This window comes from uncultured Maribacter sp., assembly GCF_947500985.1.
Classification (GTDB): domain Bacteria; phylum Bacteroidota; class Bacteroidia; order Flavobacteriales; family Flavobacteriaceae; genus Maribacter.
The window spans coordinates 401,048-422,701 of sequence record NZ_CANMTX010000004.1 but is presented as its reverse complement, the minus strand read 5'-3'; the positions used below and the strand labels follow the sequence as shown (position 1 = coordinate 422,701).

Genomic DNA, 21,654 nt, shown 5'->3' with positions numbered 1-21,654 from the left:
ATGTTTCAAAGATTAGAAATATCACCAATAGGAAAGGCTACTATAAAAAATATATGTGAGCTTTTCGAACAAGATCAAATAGATGTAACCCCAGATTATCAAAGAATGGGACATCTATGGAAACCTGAAAAGAAACAGTTATTAATTGATTCAATTATCAATGATTACGATATACCTAAAATTTATTTTCACTATTTAAATTCAAATGGAAATCAAATTAATGATTCAGGGAAATTGCTTGCCGTTATTGATGGTAAACAAAGAACCGAAGCCTTTTACGAATTTTTAAATAACGATTTAAAGCTCTCGAAAAACTTTGTTTTTCTTGAAGATCCATCAATAGACTTAAAAGACAAAAAATTTGATTTTATAAAAAAGGAATACCCTTCTATTGCTTACAAAATAGAATCATATAAACTAGACTTGGTATTTATTGATACAGATGAGAAGGAACGTATCGAAGATTTGTTCCTTCGTCTCAACGAAGGACTGCCTTTAAATAATGCTGAAAGAAGAAAAGCTATTCAAGGATATTCTGTAAATAAGATTTTAACAGATATTACTCAAAATCCATTCTTTGTTGACAAAGTATCTTTTAAAAATAATCGTCTAGAACACTTCGACCTCTACACGAAACTACTTTTAATAGAACATAATGATGATATCAAATCATTTACAAAGTCTAACTTGGACAGCTTGTTGAAGGAGAATAAAACCCAAAATCAAGAAATTGATACAACTTTTAATGAATTGCAAAATAGATTAGCACTATTGAGTCAACATTTCAACAATAAAGACCCATTGTTAAAATCAAAATCTATAGTACCCTTATTCTATTTATTTCTTGAACCAAATTCTCAATCTATTAATGAACAAATCGAGTTTCTAAGAGAATTCACAGAATTACGAAAGGAAAATAGAAAAGACCAATCCAATAAAATTTTTATAGAATTCGACAGATTGAATCAACAAGGAGCACATCAAAAAACTTCGCTAGAAAAAAGACTATTAATATTGAAAAGGTATTTAGAAGTTTATAAAAATGGCGATTTATCAATGAAATCTAAAATTAAAACAGAAGGTTTAGGACTTAGAAAAAACATAGAAGACATCTAAAAACTAACCCCAACAATGTGTATAGTGCATAGCGCCCTACAGGTTGCTACGGCACCATACACTAAAGGTTGAAATCTAAAAAAAGTATAATAAAAAATCTCTCCATAAAACCTGTTCACTGCAACAGACACAATCAACAATTTTACCCCATTTTACAGCAATATGATAGTTATTATAACTATTTTCAATAGCATCATATTGAAAATAGCTATTTCTATGCATTAACAGCATTTTTGGTATACGCTATAAGCATAAAGTAAGGTGATAAATCTAATTAGATTGTAGATTACAACTTTCATTTTAATCTTGCTATCGAAATTTATTTCATGAAAAAACATAAACTATTAAACATTATCTCAATCATACTATCTATTACTGGACTAGCCTTAGCAATTTATGGACGAGAAAGCGAGGGTAAATCTGGTGATTTGACTTTTTATGGAATGCTATTACTTGTCGTAGCACTACTTGTTTCTGCCGTAAGCACTTATCTAAGAAAAAAGAAGGTATGAAAAAATGAATGCTTAACTTCATAAGCAACAGATATTAAGTATTGCTATAAAAATCTATTACCAATAAACTATTATGAGACAGTTTGCAATTACTATCATTTTCCTTTTTTCATTCGTTTTAATCTTTCCTCAAAATAATATCACCAATACCACACCATCTTTATTACTTGGTCAAGGAGATCAACTCCCTCGAATAAAAAAAGAGCTTGCAGCAGGTAATACTGATTTGGTGGCAGCTTTGAAAAAAATCGTTGAAGAGGCAGATGCCGCACTTGAGCAACCCATTGTAAATGTAGTAGCAGAAGGTGCTTTGCCACCAAGTGGCGATGCTCACGACTACTTTAGCTATAGCCCCTATTGGTGGCCAGATGCTGAAAACTCGGATGGTCCTTACATTTGGCGTGACGGAGTTACAAACCCTGATCGCCGTACTTCTGATGTCTCTAGGCTAGAGACGATGAACAAAGCGGTAACATCTCTTGTTCCTGCTTGGTATTTCACAGGCGAGGAAAAATATGCCGAACGCGCCGTACAACAAATTCGTGCTTGGTATTTAGATCCTGAAACTAGAATGAACCCTAATTTTCGCTATGGTCAAAAACGCCGTGGTCACGACTACAACAGTAGTGGTGGTATTCTTGAATCTAATCGTATGGATTGGGTGGTTGATTGTGCCATTCTGCTAGAGGGCTTTTCTGGCTGGACAGATAAAGACAAAACCGACCTGCGTAGTTGGTTTGGTGAATTATCTACCTGGATGGTGGAAAGTCCGGAAGGTATTGAAGAAGCTATGCAACCCAACAACCATGGTGCTTGGTATAATCAGCATCTTATTCTCTTTTCGCTCTATGGTGAAAAACCTGAGATTGCACGCGCTTATCTTGAGCTCATGCCCGCACGTATTTTTGGGCAGGTCTTTATAGATGGTCGCCAACCGCAAGAACTTATCCGTACAAATGCATTAAGCTATAGTATTTACGGTGCACGTGCGCTAGTAGGTGTTGCCCGCCTTGGTCGCCATCTTGATTTTGACCTTTTTGCCTATCGCAGCACCGAAGGCAGAAGTATACGACTTGCCATAGATTACATTACACCTTTCATTCTGGGTGAAGAAGAATGGCCTGGAAGTCAAATTAGACCGCTGCGTACCGGAAGAGCCAACGAGTTATATTGGAATGCAGCCCTCGGATTTCAAGAGCGTGAATTTGCCAATATTCTGCATAAGTTACCGGGAGACCAATTACCATCGCCCATAGTGCAGTTATTAGACCCATTGCCTGAAGGCTGGTAAGTCAAGTAGAAGAAATGGATTTCGTAATTTTAATTGGAGTAATTTAGATGTTCATCAATCAAAATAAATCAATATGAAAAATCTCATTATCATCACATTACTTCTATTAACTTCCTCTCCGCTTCTAGCCCAACAAGACATATTCATTGAAGACTCCATTGAGCGATTAGAAAACTCACGTAAGTATTTATTACTCGTTGCTGATATGATGCCCGAAGAAAAGTATGGATATAAAGCAACAGAAGAGTCCTTGAGTTTTTCTGAGAATTTAATGCATATTGGTTATGCCTTTGATTGGCACAGCCAATCACTCATTGGCGACAGAGAAGCGCGCGTATACCAAACGGACACCGTTTTTAAACCTGCCAACAAAACAAAGGCTGAAATGATGGCTCGTATAGACCAAACGTTTACAGAAGCCATTGCCCTTTTACAAGATGTTTCTCCTGAACAGTTAGATAATGAATTGGATTATTTTGGACTTACACGCTCTAAACGACAAATTTATATGCTATTGGCAGACCATATTACGCACCACAGGGCACAAATGCTGGTATCCATGCGATTAAATGGGCTGGTGCCGCCTAGGTATGTGTTGTATCAATAGGAAATTTACTCTTGCTTTTTCTTATCGTTCTTCATTAAATTTAGCACTATAAGTACAAGGCCTAAACATACGGCTGCAAAAATGGCAATAAGAATTACGCCATAGCTCCAATTAACAAGGGGTATCATCTGTGATATCATAGGTCGGTTATTTTAGAGTAACAAAAATATAATGAAGTTGCAAGGCATCATATGACAATTGTCAGTAAATCAAAATACTACGCTTTTTATAAATTTTCATTTCATAAGAGTGCCGCCAAATATTGTAAGCTTGGTACGGGTTCTGTATTTTTATAGTTGAATTTGGTATGTTATAAATAATGGTAGATAAAATTAAGTGTCCTAATTGTGCGCATGAGTTTGATGTTGAAGAGGCGTTATCTGGTAAAATGCAGGCGCATTTTAAGGCAGAGTACGAGCGTAAGGTAGCGGAACAGGCAGAGATCTTTAATAAAGAGCGTAATAAACTGGCTCTAGAAGTAGAAGAGTTTGAGAAGAAAAAGGAGAAGGAAAACGAGCTTTTTAAAGAAAAACTTGCACAACGCCTTGCCAAAGAATCTGAAAAAATACAACTCCAGACAAACGAATCTTTTGAGCAAAAGTTAAAAGCGCTACAAGAAGAGAACGAGAAAAAGAAAGAGGAAAACAGGACATTACGTTCGCAAGAAATAGATTTGCTTAAACGGGAGAACGAGCTTAAAGAAAAAGCAGAGGATCTAAAGCTGAACGTGCAAAAAGAATTGCTGGAGAAGCAGACAGAAATTGAAGAAAAAGCCAAAGCCAAAGAACGCGAGTCTATGGCGATGAAAGAGAAGGAATACCAAAAGCAGCTAGAAGATCAAAAGAAGCTTATTGATGAAATGAAGCGCAAGGCGGAGCAAGGTTCTATGCAAATGCAGGGCGAGGTGCAAGAATTAGCTTTAGAAGAGCTGTTACGTGCTACCTACCCTTTTGATGATATAGATGAAGTGGGCAAAGGCGTACGTGGTGCAGATTGCGTGCAAACGGTTATTAACTCGCTACAGCAAACCTGCGGCTCTATTGTATATGAGAGTAAGCGTACCAAGAATTTTAGTAACGACTGGATCAATAAATTAAAGCAAGATCAGATAAACTGCAAGGCAGATATTGCGGTGATCGTAACAGAAACTTTTCCGCCAGATATGGAACGGTTTGGAGAGAAAAACGGCGTGTGGATCTGCGGATTCAACGAGGTAAAAAGTGTATCCCTTGTACTGCGTGAACTACTGTTAAAAACTCAATCTATTAAATCTTCGGACGAGAATAAAGGTGATAAGATGGAGCTGCTATATTCTTACCTTACCAGTAACGAGTTTGTACAGAACATAAATAGAATTATAGAGAACTACGATTCTATGATCAAGCAACTGAACTACGAAAAGAAAGCGGCGTTCAAGAATTTTGCTGTTCGTGAGAAGCAAATTTGGGGTGTTCAAGAAAATATAAACGTACTCTTCGGTTCTATTAAAGGGATTGCGGGTAATGCGTTATCTACTTCAACCATTCTGGAATTACCGGATGCAGAGATAGATGATTAGTTTTTAGTTGTTGGTTGTTAGTTGTTAGTTGTTAGTTGTTGGAAATTAGAATTTTCATGTCCACTTGCAAATTTCAGCTGGAAATCATTTATAACACTCTTGAAGACCTATATTAGCACATTACACAATTACGACTCAAGTTCACGAAAGCATAACACATGGATATTTTAGATTGGATACAAGATTGGTTTAAAGACAATTGTGATGGCGATTGGGAAAGTAGTGATGCTATTCAAATAAACACATTAGATAGACCGGGGTGGGAAGTGGAAATTGATATTTCGAATACTTCTATAGCTAGTATGGAGTTAGATTGGATCCTTAATGAAACCAGTAAACAAGATTGGTACGGGGTTAAAATTGAGGACCAAAAATTTACCGCCGCAGGTGACCCAGATAAACTGAAATTTTTATTGAACCTTTTTAAAGAGATGATTGATAAAATTGAAAATCAGTAGTGTAGTTATGATTTTTGAATAAATTGTAAAAAAAATCGGAGCGATTTTTGATATTACTAAACGTATGAGGAAATCCGTTTTACTATTTGTCACATTTGTCCTTTTTGGTTTATTGAGCAGTGCGCAACAAACTAAAATCAGTGAATTTGATTTATATGGTTGTTGGGTGCTAGAAAATAAAAAAAGACCTTCAACTAACATAATTACTTATAAGCATTGTGAAGATGTAGCCCATGAAGATGTAAAATTTAGGTCTAAAATTTCTCTCCTTGCATTTAATGAGAGTGAGCATGAAAGTACTGGTCCTCTAGCATGCTTTACTACATTAACAGAAAAAGGTACTTGGGAATTTGATAAAAACTCAAGAATAGCAAGTTTGTATTCTGGTCATGAATGGCTGAAAGAGTTTAAACAACTTGACCCTGATGAATATACCAGCTGGGGATCACCAGAAAAATTTGACAAGCTCAAATTCAGAGTAATCTCTATTGAAAACAATCAACTTACAGTAGAAATTATTCCAAAACAATACGGTAAAAAACGAACCGAAGATTCTTTAGAATAACACTATGAAACTACGCCTGTTGCTATATACTTTACTAATCGTGTTTTGCTTCTCGTGCAAGCACGAAAAAAAGCAAGTTGCCGAAGAACTCCCTAGCCAATGGATAACGTTTTTAAATCATTTAGAAACGAATGACAAAGTTGCTTTTAAAAAGGCATCTGGTGAAACCATTTATTGCTATAATTGTTTAGAGAATACACCAGCCGAAATGGAGAAAATGAATCTGATGCGAGACACAGATTCTCTCTGGTACGATAAAATTTATGAAAATCTAGTATACATCCCAATAGACAGTTTTATACAAAACGACTATGATGTTTTTTTTAATCCGAAGTTTGTTCAACTATTAAAAGAGAATGAAACCCTTTTTAGATATAATGAGGAATCGGGTATTAAAAGATTACACATTTATGTAACCACTACTCCGCCCACTGCATTTTTTGAAGGCGGACAGCATAGTTTTTCATTCACTAAAATGAATGACGAATGGAAATTTACAGAGACAAGTACCATACCGTAACTACTAAAAAAAGTTAGGTCCCGACCCAATTTTTAAATTCCGATGCTTTTGCCTTGCTCACTACTATACGCTCGCTACACACAGGGTGAACATCTACCAATAACTTACTATTAAAATGAAACTTAATAGCGGTTATAGCCTCTCTACGCACTATAAATTGTCTGTTTGCCCTATAGAATACCTCGGGATCTAAAGATTCTTCTATGTCTTCTAACTTAATGTCTAGCACATACGAACGTTCTTGTACCGTTACAGCTTTTACAAGACCTGTATCAATAAAGAAATAGGCAATATCGGCTGTTTTTACCGGTAACAATTGATCGCCCAAACCTACCAAGAATGTCTGCTTAAAATTAGCAGATTTATGCTGCACTAGTTGCATTAGACTCTGCATCTGTTGCTCATCGATACCTTTTTGCTGGTTCTGAGCTTCAAAACGATCTAAGGCATCTGACAATTCTTCTTGGTCTATCGGCTTCAATAAATAATCGATGCTATTTACCTTAAATGCCTTTAATGCATATTGATCATATGCCGTAGTAAATATGATAGGTATGTTGATTTCTACCTGGTCAAAAATCTCGAAAGATATGCCGTCTGCCAAATGAATATCCATAAACACCAAAACACCTTCATGTGGCTTTGAAAAATATGCTACGGTCGCCTTTACGGTATCTAAAACGGCTACAACCTCTATTGCAGGGTTGATCTTCGTTAGCAGATATGTTAGGTTATCGCTTGCAGCAAGTTCATCTTCTACTAGTATTACTTTCATGCTGGTTGCTTTAAAGGTAATTCTACTTTAAAAATATCATTTTCGGTACTTACCAGTACTTCTTTTTTCAATAAAAGAGAATACCGCTTCTTCAAATTATAGAGTCCGGTTCCCATACCCTCTGCCAATGTACTACGGCTACGAATGGGATTTTCTACCACCAAAGAATTTCCGTTAGAATATACTTTTACGGTCAGTGGGTTGGTCGATGATATTTCATTATGCTTCACCGAATTTTCTACCAGAGATTGTAATGCCAATGGCGGAATTTTCATATCCATAAATTCTTCATCGATATTTACGTCTATTTCAATACGATCTCTATATCGGGTTTTCATCAAGAAGGTATAACAGTCTAAAAACTTTAACTCTTCTTTTGTGGATACCAAGTTAGTTTCCCCACTCTGCAATATATAGCGATACATATACGACAGCTTATTTACAAATTTGGTAGCGTTCTCATTATCTCTAATTAAAGAGGACAAAGAGTTTAAAGAATTGAACAAAAAGTGAGGATCGATCTGGTTTTTTAAAGCTGCCAATTCATTCTCTAAATTCTGCTGTTTTAACTGCTCGTTCTCAATTCTACTCTCTTGCTTATCTGTACTTACAAGAAGTAACCTAGCAATAAAAAATAGTACAATAGATAGGTTGATAAAAGTAAAGTTGATCCAGCCCTCTTCATTAGGTTTTAAATCCCTACCGTTTATTAAGGGGTAAAACGCTTTGATTACTTTTATGACCGCAAAAAGCAACACCACATTAATGATCAGTATTACAATCCATTTAAGAATAGGAGACCATTTAAACCCATCATAATCTATATTGGCATTCAACTGAATGACCAACCAAGAGAAGCAATAAAAAAATAGATAACGGTATAGAAAATCTGTTACCCAAGACATAGAGAAGTCTAAATTCCCCTCCATAATACCATTATATAAATAGATAGTCTTTGGCAATGATACCAGAATACCCAACAATAGCGCTGTTTTTATTACCTCGCCCTGTTTTACTTTTGTTAATGCCATGTAACTTCTTTTCTAATGGTATTTCTCAAATATACCGTAATAAACGTTTGTAACCCTAGTACACGAAAAGTTGGTCTCTACCTAAGTAAAGACCAACTTAATTTAAACTATACTACCTTTTTAAAGTGCATAGGCATTGAACTCATTTGGCAAATATGCCGCCGAATCAAAACCTAGTTCTACTATTTCTTCATTTTCAAAAATCTCAAAATCTTGAGTTGATATATCTGTACCAGCAAAGGCATTAAACCCAATTGGTAAATATTCAAAGGCATCAAAACCTAAATCTATTTCTTCATTAATCTCTACTACTTGAATGTCATTGGCATTCAATTGATCCATCTTTAAAGATGCTTCTAGCTGTGCTTCTAAATCGATAACACAATCATCAAAAATCGCGGTGATTTCTGCCTTTTCGGTTTCTTTATTTTTTTCTATCCCATTAAATGACATGAAGGTGACGGCCACTATGACCACTGCAGATAAAATTTTAATGTTTTTCATTATGTATGTTTTTAAATTTTTAGAATTGTTTTTTCTATGGTACAAAGGTATTGCGTAATATGACTGGCGGATGGTATTAGTAACCCAACCGTCTATATTGCCATCTAAAACAACCTTAGACTATTATGAAGTTTTTCTGTTGGATTACAATAGGATAAAAAGCGGAAATATTTTAGGATATACAGAAAACTACACACGGCAAATCAGACACATACAAACTGATTTTCACCTTATTCAAAACCCGGATACATTTTACTTTGTGAACCAATCGCGCACCGATTCTTCTGCCAATTTGTTATTGGGTGTAAAGGCACTGTTGTGCTCGCCACGGTATTCTATGTAGCTAGGGAATTTCCACCACAGTATACCTTGGCACCAAGGTTCGTCTTGTATGCCTTTAAAGATAATTTCGTAAGCTCTCCGCTGTGCTTCTTCGTTAATGGTATCGTCTGCCTCTGCATGCGGATTCTTCCATGGGGTATCTACACTTCTAAACCCTATTTCGGTAAAAACGATGGGTTTTTTAAAGCGATCATAGACCTTTTTAATCTTTGTCTTTACCGTATCGAATTGCAAACTTAATTCTTCGTTCGTAGGGTCGTCTTTTTTACTCAATGGGTAATAAGAGTTTAAACCAATAAAATCTAAATCGTCCCAAAACTCAATTTTCTCAAATTCAGCTCCCCAATTGGCGGCATAGGTCAGTTGTCCTGAATATAATGCCCTCGTTTTCTTGATCATCTCACGCCATGCATCGGGCTGCGATAAAGTTGCTTTGGTAAACTCCACACCAATACACAAGGCATCCATCTCATGAATTTCTGCTAAAAATGCGTAGTGGCGAATCCACCGGTAATAATAATCATGAAACTTATCCCATTGTGCATCTGTTGGCATATCTATTCCGCCCGGCCAGCTACCGCCTACATATATTTGAGGTTTCAACAAGGTATACATGCCCATATCGCTCGCCATCGCTACGGCATGCACTACGGCATCATCATTTTCACTACCGGCATTATTACTAAAATGAAGTGGCGTTGGTGTATTTATATCATTGATTCCCGTATACGGCACAATTGCCATGGCATTACTGCCCATGTTCTTTTGCTTCAATAAAGATTCCGTTGCTTTTTGAGAACCATAGCCATTGTAAATACTATAGCCTTCATGTGCAAAATTGAAACCTTTTAAGTAGGGTAATTTTTTCTTTTCCGTTTTTTTCTTCGGATGTGCTTTTGGTAATCCCCTTAAATAATTCTGCCACTTTACTTCTAGGGTTTTTATTTCCCCTTCAGAGATTGATACATTTTTGTAACGCTTTAGGTACGTTTCTTTTCCCCATGTCGTAATTAGAAAATCGGTAAATGCCCCTGCCATACAATCTCTAATAAGTGATGATTCCATCTCCATAAAAGAATTATTTAACAGCTCTGCTATCGTAAACGTATTCTCAGAATCTACCAATCGTGCCGCCCAATATTGGTAGCCTTTCATTTGCCAGGTTTCTGTAAAATAAATTGGTAGTCCTAAAGTAATTATATTCTTATCACTCTTACCAATAAGGTTGTGCAGTACCAAGGCATTATCTCTACCTATGTTATTATTAGTGTAAATTTTATTGACAATAGTATGTACCGAATTTGTCACTGTATCAAAAGTAGAGTGATCGGTATTCCCCGTCATCAAACCTTTTTCTTCTGTACAGGTATAAAAATTATAGGTGATTTTTGGTACACTATTACCATGTACAAAATTGACAATGGTTGCTTTTGATGCCATAACCTTGGCTTGCCAAGTAGCAACATCTGCTGGTTCTATAGCTTTTTGGTGGTCTATAAATTTAAAATCATCGGTATCTAACAAAACTCTGGTACCTGTGGCAAAATTGAAGAATGTTGACCCTTCAATTCCCCAATTGGTATTGAAATCTCCCATGACCAATCGCTCTTTATTCTCATACACCTCGTATTCTAAATTCTGGCGGTAAAAAGCCAAACCCCGTTCAGCTACTTTTTCTGCAAATACCGTAAAAACTTCTTGGGCATCTGTACCAGTCAAAAAGCTAAAAGGAATTTTAGGATCTGTAGGACTCGGATAAAAACAAACCCCCAATATTGAATTATTATTGGGAACTTGTTTTGTACCTATTTTAATCTCTGAGTCCGATACTTGAAAAGGCGTATCACTCATGTACTTTTTTATTAGCGAATTTTCTTCTACAGCACCTACTAAAAATACGATACTACTGTTAAGCGATTCATCTGTAACCTCATCTGCACTTATGTACTTTACCTTGGCACTACGTCTAGATCTAGTAATATCTAATAAAGACAACTCATGAAGAATGTTCTTATACTGTTGTTGTAATGCCTCATCTTTTGCACCATAGACCACTAAAATCTCTCGTTTATCAAAGAAACTTCTGCGTAGATCCCTACGCGTGGCAACTGAATCTACAGTAGCGGGAATGTCATTATTTTCAGCTACCGGAAAGTATTCTGCACCGGCAAAACCAACGATACCAACAATAACAAACAAGGCAACTAAGAGATATTTCTTTTTCATAAATGCAACAATGAACTAACTATCGTTTAAGATAACAAAACTGCAAAATCTACCTCTGTTTAAGGTGTTATTTAACTTTTAAAAAGGGTTTGTGTAGTAGCATGTTCCAAACCTGTTCTCTATACATTTTTGAAAATAGGTCATGCTCCTTTTAAAAAAACGGGAAGTGGCATTTTGAGTAAAAAATGATTTCCAACAATAGCTATTGTGATACAAACCTATTTGTACCTTAACTTTGTACTATTAAATAGTCAACGCTACATGAGATCAATTCTACTTTTTGCTTGTATTTGCTTTTATACCTTGACTACTTTCGGGCAAGGCGTCGCAACTATTTCTCTAGAGAAATATACAGAGCTTAGAGTATATGATAGAATTAGTGTTACCCTAGTGAAAGGCGAAGAGAATAAAATTGAAATATCTGCCGAGAATAAAAAAGATTTGAGCATTACCGAAAACGACGGTCGTTTACGACTAAAAATGTGCTCTGGGGAATCTGTACTGAACTCCATCTTAAACATTAAACTTTTCTATACCGAAGCACTTTCAGTTATTGATGCAAATAAGAACTCTCGTATTGTTTCTACCGGATTAGTCATTGGTACAGATTTAGCTATTGAAGCCCAAGATGCCAGTACCATTACTTTAAATATTGCCTATAATAATGTATCGGCAAAGAGCACAAGCGGTAGTGAAATAAAATTATCTGGCACTAGTGGTAATCAAGAAGTGATGATCAATACAGGAGGTAGACTTTTTAATAAAGGTCTAAAGACCAAAAGTAGTACTGTAATTGTGCTATCTGGTGGCAGTGCAGAAGTTTATGCTAGTGAAGCTGTCATTGCAAAAGTAAAGGCCGGTGGTGCTATTACCGTATACGGCAATCCAAAATCTGTGGATAAAGATGATACTTTTGGTGGTAAAATTGCAATACCAGAATAATTATTGTTCTATACTCTGAACATCAAAACCGATTAGTTCATTATCTTGAAACTGCGGAGTAACCTCTATAGGGTTACAACATACCTCGCAATCTTCTACATATGTTTGTTGCGAAATAGAAGGGTCTAGAAGCATTGAAACTTCTTCCCAACAATATGGACATTGAAAGTAATGCTCGAACATAGCAAATGTTTATGCTTTCAATTCTTTTGCCAACTCTTTTAAGGTAAGGGTCTGTATTAAATTACCAGCATTAGAAGTGAAAATGGTATCATGACCTAGTTTTAAAGCTAAAATAGCATCATCGGTATCTAAATGAATGTCTGAAGGATCCACCTTAATTTCCTCTAACTTCACATCAAAACGCTTTTTTAAAGTTACCAATCCGTTAAACTTACTCAATTCAAATCCGTAGAAGTCAAACAATCGTTGCAACCCGCTGAAAAAGCTTATTCCTATAAAAATTAGACCTGCCATAGCAAATTTATATGCCAAGGTAAATACGTCTAGCTCATCGCCGTTTATAAAAGTATATACCAAGTTGATACAGCCATAAATACCTAATAAGAATACCAATAGACCAACGATTACAGCAAGTACATCGGTTAGCAATGCCTTATTTGTTCTAGTAACCACCAATCCGTCTGCCGATTTATTTGCTTGAAATCCGAAATCCTTTAAATATTCTAGATTGTTGATTTGAGCTAGCTTATTGGCAATAGTTGCTTCTAAACCACTTAAATCTACCACAACAGCTCGTTTTTCAAGCTCGTCTCGCAAACTTAACTGCGCTTCAAAAGTGAGTAATGAATGTTGATCCAGAATCTCTATAAGCTCGCCATTTGTTCTATCGCTATACATGTTATTCCCTAATTAAATTACTCGACAATCGAGGTTAAAATCTCTAAGCCTTTTACAATTCTATATTCAATAACTGACCTGTAAGCTGCAATAATTGAAGCTCTGCCAACTTTGCATCGTACTTTGCCAAGTTCTTATTAGTCTGCGCATTCAACAAATTGATTTGCGCCTGTCTAAATTCTATCGATGTAATACTCCCTAATTGAAACTGCTCTTTAGAACGCTCAAAATTGTTTTGGTTGGTAAATACATTCTGCTCTTGAATCTGATATATTTTTAAAAGATTCTCATACAATGCCATTGCATTCTGCATATCTCTGCTAACCTCTAATTCTACCTGCTTGCGAAATAATTCTTGATTTGCATACGTAATTTTCGCATTTTTGACACTTACCGTAGTGCTACCACCATCAAAGAGATTCCATGTAAGGCTTGCTCCTAAAGCAAAATTATAAGTTTCATTGTTTGATCCAGGAAAGAATGCTGAAGCTGCACTTTGATTTAAATTCCACCCATAAGAACCGGAAAGACCAACAGTTGGTAAATACCCAGATTTGCTTACTTTAATATCATATTCATTAATACTTAAATTTGATTCCGTTTGTAGTACCGCAACATTATTAGTGATTGCCTGATCCATAAACTCTATGATCTGAAACTTTGGTATAAATACAATGGTTGTGTCTACTGTAAACTGAGAACTTAAATCTTGATTTAACACCACATTTAAATCGCGTTTTGCATTTGCCAATTGCTGCTCTGTATTCAATAGATTAATACTATCATTAGTCATATCTACCTGAGCGTTCAATATATCTAATTTTGTATTTTGACCATATTCAAATGAATATTCAGCTCTCTGAATTCTATCCGTAGAAATTTCCAATGCTTGCTTTTGTACATTTTTATTCTCTGTAAGTCTAGCAATTTCAAAATATACCGTAAACATTTGAATCATGGTATTTTCTATAGTCTCCCTAGCCTGTAGCGTACTTAAATTATATTGTTCTTTTAATTTTTTATAATTATAAAATCTACCCATTCCATCAAATAATGTGTAGTTAGCAGTAAGAGCTGCAGAATAACGTTGAGCTTCAGCTTTATAAATATCGGTGTCAGGAAATGGAGTAAGCTCTCCTGTTATTGGATCAATTACATCTACACCATCCTCTGTCAAAATTCTACCAGGAAATTCAATTGTTGAATCATCTCTATTATAATCAGCTCCAGCGGTACCTGTCAAAGTAGGCAAATACCCTGAATTTAAAATACTGGCATTATTCTCTGCAATATCCACCTGACCTTTCGCAATCTCAATTCCGTAATTATTTTCCAAGGCTTTTATAACCGCCTCTTCTTTTGAAAGTGTTTTCTCTTGTGCAAAAATTGTGCAAATAGGGAGAAATACCAATAATGTGATGAATCTTAATCTAATCATTATAACTTATCTATATTCTTATATGGGTGGGAACCACCTTCAATTTGCTCTTGATGATTATTATCTTCAATTGCCTCTTGCGAATGACCTTCTAAATGAGTAGCCTCTTTTCTTTCCTTAATCGCTCTTTCCACCTCTTCTTTCGTAATCTTATGACCCGAAGCAAAAGATAAATTCTGCGCTTTTAAGTTGTTACTAAACGATAAGAACAATGGCAACATCAATAAGGTTAGTACTGTAGCAATACCAATACCATAAGCGATTGAAATTGCCATTGGCTTTAAAAACTGTGCTTGTCTACTCGTCTCTAACATTAAAGGAGCCAAACCTGCGATAGTAGTTATCGATGTTAGGAAAATAGCTCTAAATCTCGATTTACCTGCTTCAAAAATGGCATTATCGAAAGACATACCTTCTCTTAAATTCGAATTAAACTTACCTATAAGCACCAGACCATCATTTACCATAATACCAATCAATGCGATGATACCTAATATAGAAAGCACGTTTATCGGAAAATCGTGAATCCAGTGTCCCCATGCAACTGCCGTAAAGCTAAATGGCACTAATAACAATAGCATTAATGGCTGACTGAAACTTCTAAACGTAAATGCGATGGTAATGTAGATTAATAATATTACCGTAAAACCGACCAATTTTAAAGAGCCTGTCAATTTCTCTAACTCTCTATTCTGACCTTCATATGATGCACTTACCGTTGGATATTTTGACTGTATCTCTGGCATGTGTACATTCTGAATTTCGGTCATGATTTCTGTTGGACTATCCTTTACATCTTTCATATCGGCAGAAATCTGAATTTCTCGTCTACCTTCTAAACGATTGATGGCTACATCGCCTCGTTCAATGGTATAATCTGCAATTTCACTCAATGGTACGCGCTCACCTGAAGGGGTGACAATACGCATATCATCTAAATTAGATATTGACGAACGCTCATCTCTATCATAACGTACCCAAACCCTAATCTCATCTTGTGACCTTTGAAAACGTTGTGCTTGCACACCAAAGAAACCGGCACGAACTTGAGTCATTAATGCTTGAAGATCTAACCCTAATAAATAGGCATTCTCCTTTAATGTTAACCTTATTTCTTTAATACCCGCTGGATCATTATCAGAAATATCTTTTAACCTTGTATTCTTAGTCAATATACCTTTTAACTCTACCTTAGCAGCCTTAAGTTCTTCAATATTATTACCTAATAATGATACAGAAACCGGTGATCCACCAAAGTTACCACCAGAACCATAAATTAGACTTTCTACACCCACAACAGGACCAACAAGTTCTTCTAACCTACTAGTGACCATATCTGCAGATATCTCATTTGGTCTTTCTTCACCCGGCAATAAGTTAATTGTCAAAACCGCTGATGATGAACCCGGACCTAATCTTTTGATTACATTCTCAAAAACATCTTTATCAGAATTAACCATATACTCCTCTGTCAATTCTTTATTGACTATCAAAGCCTTCTTTTCAATTAACGAGATAATAGAATCTGTAATTTTCTCATTGGTACCGTTTGGCATTTCTAACTCTATGCCTACTCTATCACTGGCAACTCTTGGAAAGAATGCCGTTCTAATAATACCCCCACCTACAGAACCTAAAGTCAAAATAAAAGCAGATGCAAATACAGCGAACATGAATATTTTATGATTCATAGAAAAGCGCAGAACCGGTGTATACAATGTATCACGCATCCATACCATTAACTTATCACCGAATTCATTGATTACCCTAAGTTTGGCAAATGCGTTTGCCAAACCGCTTTTTGGTTTATTATCTATTGGTTGCAATGCCTTAGAATGCGCCAAGTGAGCTGGTAAAATAACCAATGCCTCAACTAACGATACTACTAAGGTCAAGATTACAATAACCGATACTTCACCAAAGAATTCCCCAATTCTACTATCTAAGAATAAGAATATAGAGAAGGCCAATATAGTTGTAATAATCGCCGAAATAATTGGAGGCAACACCTCCATAGTACCATCTACAGCTGCCTGAACAGGAGATTTTCCTTTTTCGTAATGCTGATAGATGTTTTCGGCAATTACAATACCATCATCTACCAAAATACCGATAACGATAATCATACCGAATAATGAAAGTACATTGATGGTTACATCAAAGAAACCTGCAAAAACAAACATTCCCAAGAATGCAACCGGCAGACCAAAGGCAACCCAGAACGCTAATCTTGTATTCAAGAAAAGAGATAAGAATATTAATACCAAGACCATACCCATAATGGCATTCTCAGTTAATAACTGTGTTCTTTGATTCAGCGTAACTGATTGATCAGAAACAACATCTAACTTAATGTTATTATACTTTTGATTAAACTCAACTACATATTCATTTACCTGATCAGCTGCTGCTATTAAATCTTCATTATTGGTACTGGTAATAGTTGTACTGACAGATAAATTTCCATTAAAATAAGTAGCATTTGGTGTTTCAGAAAAACGATCCCTTACTATAGCTACATCTTTTAAACGTATTACATTACCTGACTGATCTGCACGAACAACTAAATTACCTAACTCACTACCATAGTAAGAGCGGTTATTGGCACGTATTAAATATTCTTCTGCATCAGTTTTAATATTACCACCTGTTACTAGAATATTCGCATTTGCTACTGAACTTGCTACTTCAGAAAAAGATAAACCATAAGCCAAAAGATCATTTTCATTTACGGCAATTTCAATTTCTTCATCTGGGAAACCAGAAATCTCTATTTGAGAAATTCCTTCCATAGCCCTTAAATCATTTTCGATATCTCTACCAACACTCTTTAAGGTCGCTAACGGAATGTTTTCTCCACTAATAGCAAACGATATAGTTTGACGAACGGTCTCTAAAATCGAAACTATTAAAGGCTCCATACCCGTTGGAAAAGTAGGTACTCTATCTACCGCATTCTTCACCTCTAAAAGCATGAAATCGATATTCTCTCCTTTTTCGATTTCTACATTTATAGTACCACTATTTTCTCTAGAAGTAGAGGTTACACGGTCAACACCTTCAAGACCTTTTAAGTTATCTTCAATCTTTAGTACAATACCTTCTTCAACCTCTTGTGGCGAAGCACCAGGGTAAGTAATGGTGATTGCGATATTCTTAGAATCCGTTAACGGAAAATAAGATGATTTTAATGCCTTTGCACCAACGATACCGAAAAGTGCAAAAGAGATTACTACAACATTAACGGCAACATGATACCGAATAAAATATTCTATCAGTTTACGCATTATTCTTTTGTGTTTTCTGGTTGTTCAGAGTATATTTTTACTGCCATACCCGTAAATGCACCACTTATTGGCTTAGATACTATTGTAACGCCATCAGGCACATCTTTTAATACCACACGCTTATCAGAAAAATAAACAGGTACTACATCTATCATATCCAAAACAGAATCTCTAACAACAAATATTTTATTGCCTTCCAATAATAACCCTCTATCTACTTCAATGGCATCTTCTTCTTTTTTAGCATCTAAATCTGCCTCTAGATACATACCTTCTCTCAAATTTTCTCCGTCTACTTCTATATACGCATTTACCGTTTGCGTTAACTGATCAATACTACCACTGATTCTAGTCACCTTACCTTTATAAGTAGTGTTATCATCTAAATTGGTAAGTTCAACAGACTCGCCTACTTTTAATAAATCGGTATATCGCTTGCTAATAGCAACTTCAAGTTCATATACTTCGGTGTTAATGAATTCTCCTAATTTCTGACCTGACCTCACTAAAGTACCTTCGGTTACCAAGGTCTCGGTTAGAACCCCTGAAAATGGAGCCACAATACGATATTTAGATAAACGTTGCTCTAAATTCTTAACATTATAAAAGCTGGTCAATATACCTCTACCTGATATGAAAAACTTTTCTTTCTCCGTTGCCAATTCTGGAAGCGGCGGAGTAGTTTTCGACATATCGAAGTTTGAAAGGTAATCTTGCCACTTAGAATAGATATCTGGATAGTCTAATCGTAAATCAGGCATTACTGCTGTTAACTGGTTAAAAAGATTACTCTTTGCAGATTGTACGCTTGCCGCATATTCATTTGCATCGATGCTTATAATAGTCTCACCTTTACGAAAAGCTTGCCCTTCTTTAAATAGCTTACTTCCTTTTTTAAATACACCCTGTACCTCAGCATATAACTCTACACGTTGCTTTGCGGTTAGATTACCATTTGCAGATACTACAATTGGTACCGTGCCATTTTTTACTACCTCTGTAAAAACAGTTTTCACTACCTTTTCAGATTTCGGCTTGAAAGTTTTCTTACTATCAATAATAGCTCCAGCTAGAAAAAAAGATACTACTATTAGTAAAATACCTAGAACGGTAAAAATAATTTTTCGCATTTTATTATAATTTATAAGCTTATTTTAAAAAACACAGGGTCAAAAATACTTTTTAATATCGGTTAGAATTTTGCTAATGAAATGAAACGACCAAATTTCAAAGTGAAACGACTTTGACTCTATTTCAGCTCAATTCTCAATAACCCTTCCAGAACTTTATTTCCATAAAACATCAATACTAACGTCTTAAATTCAGCTCTTCATGTCTTTAAACAATCAAAGTATTGTTAAAATTGAACCTTAATTTTATATAGACTTTAACCAGAAACTTTTGGAAATCAATTAATCATCGGCGAAACTACGAAAAAACACTTCTGACAATGAAAGCCGTAATGGTTAAAGTAATCATAAAAAAAGTCGCAACCTCAGTATTTTAAAAACAAAAAAAGAGATGCTATTGCATCTCTTTTTATCAATTTTTCGGGTTTTTTTAATTTCGTTTCACATCTTCGTATTTAGTATCTACAATACGTGTTCTACTAGCTTCTGTTGTGCCAAATTTCATATTTAAAAATTCATCGTCACTATCAAAAACTGCGAGTTTCGAGCTTTGCATTCTTAACAGTGAATTTAAAGATCTAAAATCGTTACCCTGTAATTGTACAAACTCTAGATTACTTAATGTTGCCATTCCAGTTGGCAAATCACCTTCGAACTGGTTATATGAAAGAATCAATTCTTTTAAATTCACCAAACGTCCTAAATCTACTTCTATAGCACCTGCTAGCTTATTGCCAAATAGCTCTAACCTTTCTAACTTATCCAATTTTTCAATTGACCTAGGCAAGCTTCCTTCTAAATAATTGCTTGAAAGATTTAAAGATTTCAGGTTTGACAGCTCTCCGATATCATTAGGAATTGTGCCTTGTAATAAATTATTGAACATTGACAGCTCTTCTAATAACGTCATTTTTGAATAATCTTCAGGTAAATTACCTGTCAGTTTATTCATCTCTAATCTCATAGATGTCAATTTTTCTAATTGAAATATATCTTCTGGTAAATTACCTTCGATTACGTTAAATGCAAGATTTAAGGTTTGTAAATGTGATAGCGCTGAAATTCCTTCAGGAATAGCTCCTCTAAGATTATTACGATATAGCTTTAATGCTGTAACGTGACCATCATTGATTTCTACACCGTACCAGGTTGACGGGTCTGCTTTCACGTCCCATTTATTTTGCCATTGGTCACCAATGGTACTTTTATTAAAATCTAATAGGTATTCTTTTTCGCTTTTAGGTATTTGTGCATTGACCACAAAACTGCAGGTCAGTACAAAAATTAAGCAGGCATTGGTTAGAACATTTTTCATATTGAAAAAATTATTTTGTTTGGGGAAACTTTACGCATACCATTTACTGAGCAATACTATAACAATACAGCACTGGCGAAAAAAGTACTTTTATTATAACGTGCAAAAAATACATTTATGATACACCGTTGAAATTAATGTACTTAAAACAAAAAAGAGATGTTAAATAACATCTCTTTTTTCACCAAACTAACTAAAAGTGTAAACTACTCTTACTCTTCTATATCTTCAAACTTCGTATCTGCCATTCTGGTTTTACTGAAGTTGATATCTTTAAACTCTAATTTTCTGTCATCTTTATCATAATCAAAAACCAAATATTCTTTTGTTTCTAAAAACTCTAAAGCTTTGAAAGAACTGAAATTATTATTCTGAATTTGAAATACTTCTAAACTTGCCAAATCAGCAAACTCATTAGGTATATCACCTATAAATCTATTATTTGCTAAAACCAATTCTTTCAATTTGCTAAGCTTACCCATATCTCTTGGTATAGCACCTTCTAATCTATTTTCAAATAGACCTAAAGTTTCTAATTGAGATAACGCCCCTAACGAACTTGGTATGTCACCATAAAACTCATTACTTGAAAGGTTCAATACTTTTAAACCTGTAAGATTACCTACGGTAGCTGGAATTTTACCTGTGAAAAAATTATTGAAAGCTGAAAGCTCTTCTAATTGTATTAAACTACCTATACCTTCTGGCAATTCACCATTCAGCCTATTCATCTCTAATTTTAAAACTTTCAAATTAGATAGGTTTGCTATTTCTGCAGGCAAAGAACCCGTTAATGAATTGAATGCAAGATTCAATACCTTAAGGTTTTGTAAATTTCCTATTTGAGGAGAAATTGCGCCCATAAGGTTATTATGGAACAAATTAATTTCTACTACTTTATCATTTTCTACCGTAACACCGTGCCATTGAGAAACCGGAGTCTTTAAATCCCATTTTTTTACCCAATGAGTACCATTGGCGGTATCATAAATATCAATTAACGCTTTCTTCTCCTTTTTAGAGACTTCGGCAAAACAAATAGTTGTCAGAAATAATAGACTGAAACTTAAATAGTATAATTTTTTCATAAGATGGTGGTTTGATAAATTCTTCAACTAAGAATTCTCCTACAAATTTGAACTAATAACGTCGAAAACTGAAATTTTATCGTTGATT

19 protein-coding genes are annotated in these 21,654 nt (G+C 35.1%); 8 read left to right on the top strand and 11 right to left on the bottom strand.

Annotated elements, in window-relative coordinates:
- The 7 genes from Q0871_RS11170 to Q0871_RS11140 all read left to right on the top strand — a co-directional run bounded on the left by Q0871_RS11170 (position 1) and on the right by Q0871_RS11140 (position 6,627).
- Positions 1 to 1,116 (top strand): DUF262 domain-containing protein, encoded by a 1,116-nt coding sequence (locus Q0871_RS11170; RefSeq protein WP_299322694.1) that lies wholly within the window; start codon positions 1 to 3, stop codon positions 1,114 to 1,116.
- Between the two features lie 585 nt (positions 1,117 to 1,701).
- A complete protein-coding gene (locus Q0871_RS11165) occupies positions 1,702 to 2,919 on the top strand; it encodes an alginate lyase family protein (protein ID WP_299322691.1) in 1,218 nt (405 codons plus the stop codon).
- A gap of 73 nt (positions 2,920 to 2,992) precedes the next feature.
- A complete protein-coding gene (locus Q0871_RS11160) occupies positions 2,993 to 3,526 on the top strand; it encodes a DinB family protein (RefSeq protein ID WP_299322687.1) in 534 nt (177 codons plus the stop codon).
- A gap of 319 nt (positions 3,527 to 3,845) precedes the next feature.
- A complete protein-coding gene (locus tag Q0871_RS11155; protein ID WP_299322683.1) occupies positions 3,846 to 5,084 on the top strand; it encodes a DUF2130 domain-containing protein in 1,239 nt (412 codons plus the stop codon).
- A gap of 158 nt (positions 5,085 to 5,242) precedes the next feature.
- Entirely contained in the window at positions 5,243 to 5,542 is a 300-nt protein-coding gene (locus Q0871_RS11150; protein WP_299322680.1) for an immunity 53 family protein, read from the top strand.
- 64 nt (positions 5,543 to 5,606) lie between these two features.
- Positions 5,607 to 6,107 carry a hypothetical protein gene (locus Q0871_RS11145; RefSeq protein WP_299322677.1) on the top strand — a complete coding sequence of 167 codons (501 nt, stop codon included), beginning with the start codon at positions 5,607 to 5,609 and terminating at the stop codon, positions 6,105 to 6,107.
- A gap of 4 nt (positions 6,108 to 6,111) precedes the next feature.
- Complete coding sequence (locus Q0871_RS11140; protein WP_299322673.1) at positions 6,112 to 6,627, top strand: hypothetical protein; 516 nt, start codon at positions 6,112 to 6,114, stop codon at positions 6,625 to 6,627.
- A gap of 13 nt (positions 6,628 to 6,640) precedes the next feature.
- On the opposite strand, the gene Q0871_RS11135 is transcribed toward Q0871_RS11140, so the two are convergent.
- The 4 genes from Q0871_RS11135 to Q0871_RS11120 all read right to left on the bottom strand — a co-directional run bounded on the left by Q0871_RS11135 (position 6,641) and on the right by Q0871_RS11120 (position 11,505).
- Complete coding sequence (locus Q0871_RS11135) at positions 6,641 to 7,402, bottom strand: LytTR family DNA-binding domain-containing protein (RefSeq protein ID WP_299322669.1); 762 nt, start codon at positions 7,400 to 7,402, stop codon at positions 6,641 to 6,643.
- Positions 7,399 to 8,433 (bottom strand): sensor histidine kinase, encoded by a 1,035-nt coding sequence (locus Q0871_RS11130; RefSeq protein ID WP_299322666.1) that lies wholly within the window; start codon positions 8,431 to 8,433, stop codon positions 7,399 to 7,401. Before Q0871_RS11130 ends, Q0871_RS11135 begins: the two co-directional genes overlap by 4 nt.
- Positions 8,434 to 8,553: 120 nt before the next feature.
- Entirely contained in the window at positions 8,554 to 8,937 is a 384-nt protein-coding gene (locus Q0871_RS11125; RefSeq protein ID WP_299322661.1) for a hypothetical protein, read from the bottom strand.
- A 252-nt stretch (positions 8,938 to 9,189) separates the two neighbouring features.
- Positions 9,190 to 11,505 carry a hypothetical protein gene (locus Q0871_RS11120; protein WP_299322657.1) on the bottom strand — a complete coding sequence of 772 codons (2,316 nt, stop codon included), beginning with the start codon at positions 11,503 to 11,505 and terminating at the stop codon, positions 9,190 to 9,192.
- A gap of 261 nt (positions 11,506 to 11,766) precedes the next feature.
- On the opposite strand from Q0871_RS11120, the gene Q0871_RS11115 reads away from it, so the two are divergent.
- On the top strand, positions 11,767 to 12,447 hold the full coding sequence (locus Q0871_RS11115; RefSeq protein ID WP_299322654.1) for a head GIN domain-containing protein: 681 nt from the start codon (positions 11,767 to 11,769) through the stop codon (positions 12,445 to 12,447).
- Here the strand turns inward: Q0871_RS11115 and Q0871_RS11110 are convergent, their stop codons facing one another.
- The 7 genes from Q0871_RS11110 to Q0871_RS11080 all read right to left on the bottom strand — a co-directional run bounded on the left by Q0871_RS11110 (position 12,448) and on the right by Q0871_RS11080 (position 21,566).
- The gene (locus Q0871_RS11110) at positions 12,448 to 12,630 is read right to left on the bottom strand and encodes a CPXCG motif-containing cysteine-rich protein (RefSeq protein ID WP_036156737.1); all 183 of its coding nucleotides are present in this window, start codon (positions 12,628 to 12,630) and stop codon (positions 12,448 to 12,450) included.
- A gap of 9 nt (positions 12,631 to 12,639) precedes the next feature.
- On the bottom strand, positions 12,640 to 13,308 hold the full coding sequence (locus Q0871_RS11105) for a hypothetical protein (protein ID WP_299322647.1): 669 nt from the start codon (positions 13,306 to 13,308) through the stop codon (positions 12,640 to 12,642).
- A 52-nt stretch (positions 13,309 to 13,360) separates the two neighbouring features.
- A complete protein-coding gene (locus Q0871_RS11100; protein ID WP_299322643.1) occupies positions 13,361 to 14,746 on the bottom strand; it encodes a TolC family protein in 1,386 nt (461 codons plus the stop codon).
- Complete coding sequence (locus Q0871_RS11095; protein ID WP_299322639.1) at positions 14,746 to 18,033, bottom strand: efflux RND transporter permease subunit; 3,288 nt, start codon at positions 18,031 to 18,033, stop codon at positions 14,746 to 14,748. The genes Q0871_RS11100 and Q0871_RS11095 overlap by 1 nt, the downstream gene beginning before the upstream one ends.
- Positions 18,033 to 19,163, bottom strand: a complete 1,131-nt coding sequence (locus Q0871_RS11090) for an HlyD family efflux transporter periplasmic adaptor subunit (RefSeq protein ID WP_299322635.1) — start codon at positions 19,161 to 19,163, stop codon at positions 18,033 to 18,035. The genes Q0871_RS11095 and Q0871_RS11090 overlap by 1 nt, the downstream gene beginning before the upstream one ends.
- A 430-nt stretch (positions 19,164 to 19,593) precedes the next feature.
- Positions 19,594 to 20,478, bottom strand: coding sequence for a hypothetical protein (locus tag Q0871_RS11085; protein ID WP_299322631.1), 885 nt, complete (start codon positions 20,476 to 20,478; stop codon positions 19,594 to 19,596).
- 212 nt (positions 20,479 to 20,690) lie between these two features.
- Positions 20,691 to 21,566 (bottom strand): hypothetical protein, encoded by an 876-nt coding sequence (locus Q0871_RS11080; protein ID WP_299322630.1) that lies wholly within the window; start codon positions 21,564 to 21,566, stop codon positions 20,691 to 20,693.
- Positions 21,567 to 21,654 lie beyond the last annotated feature (88 nt).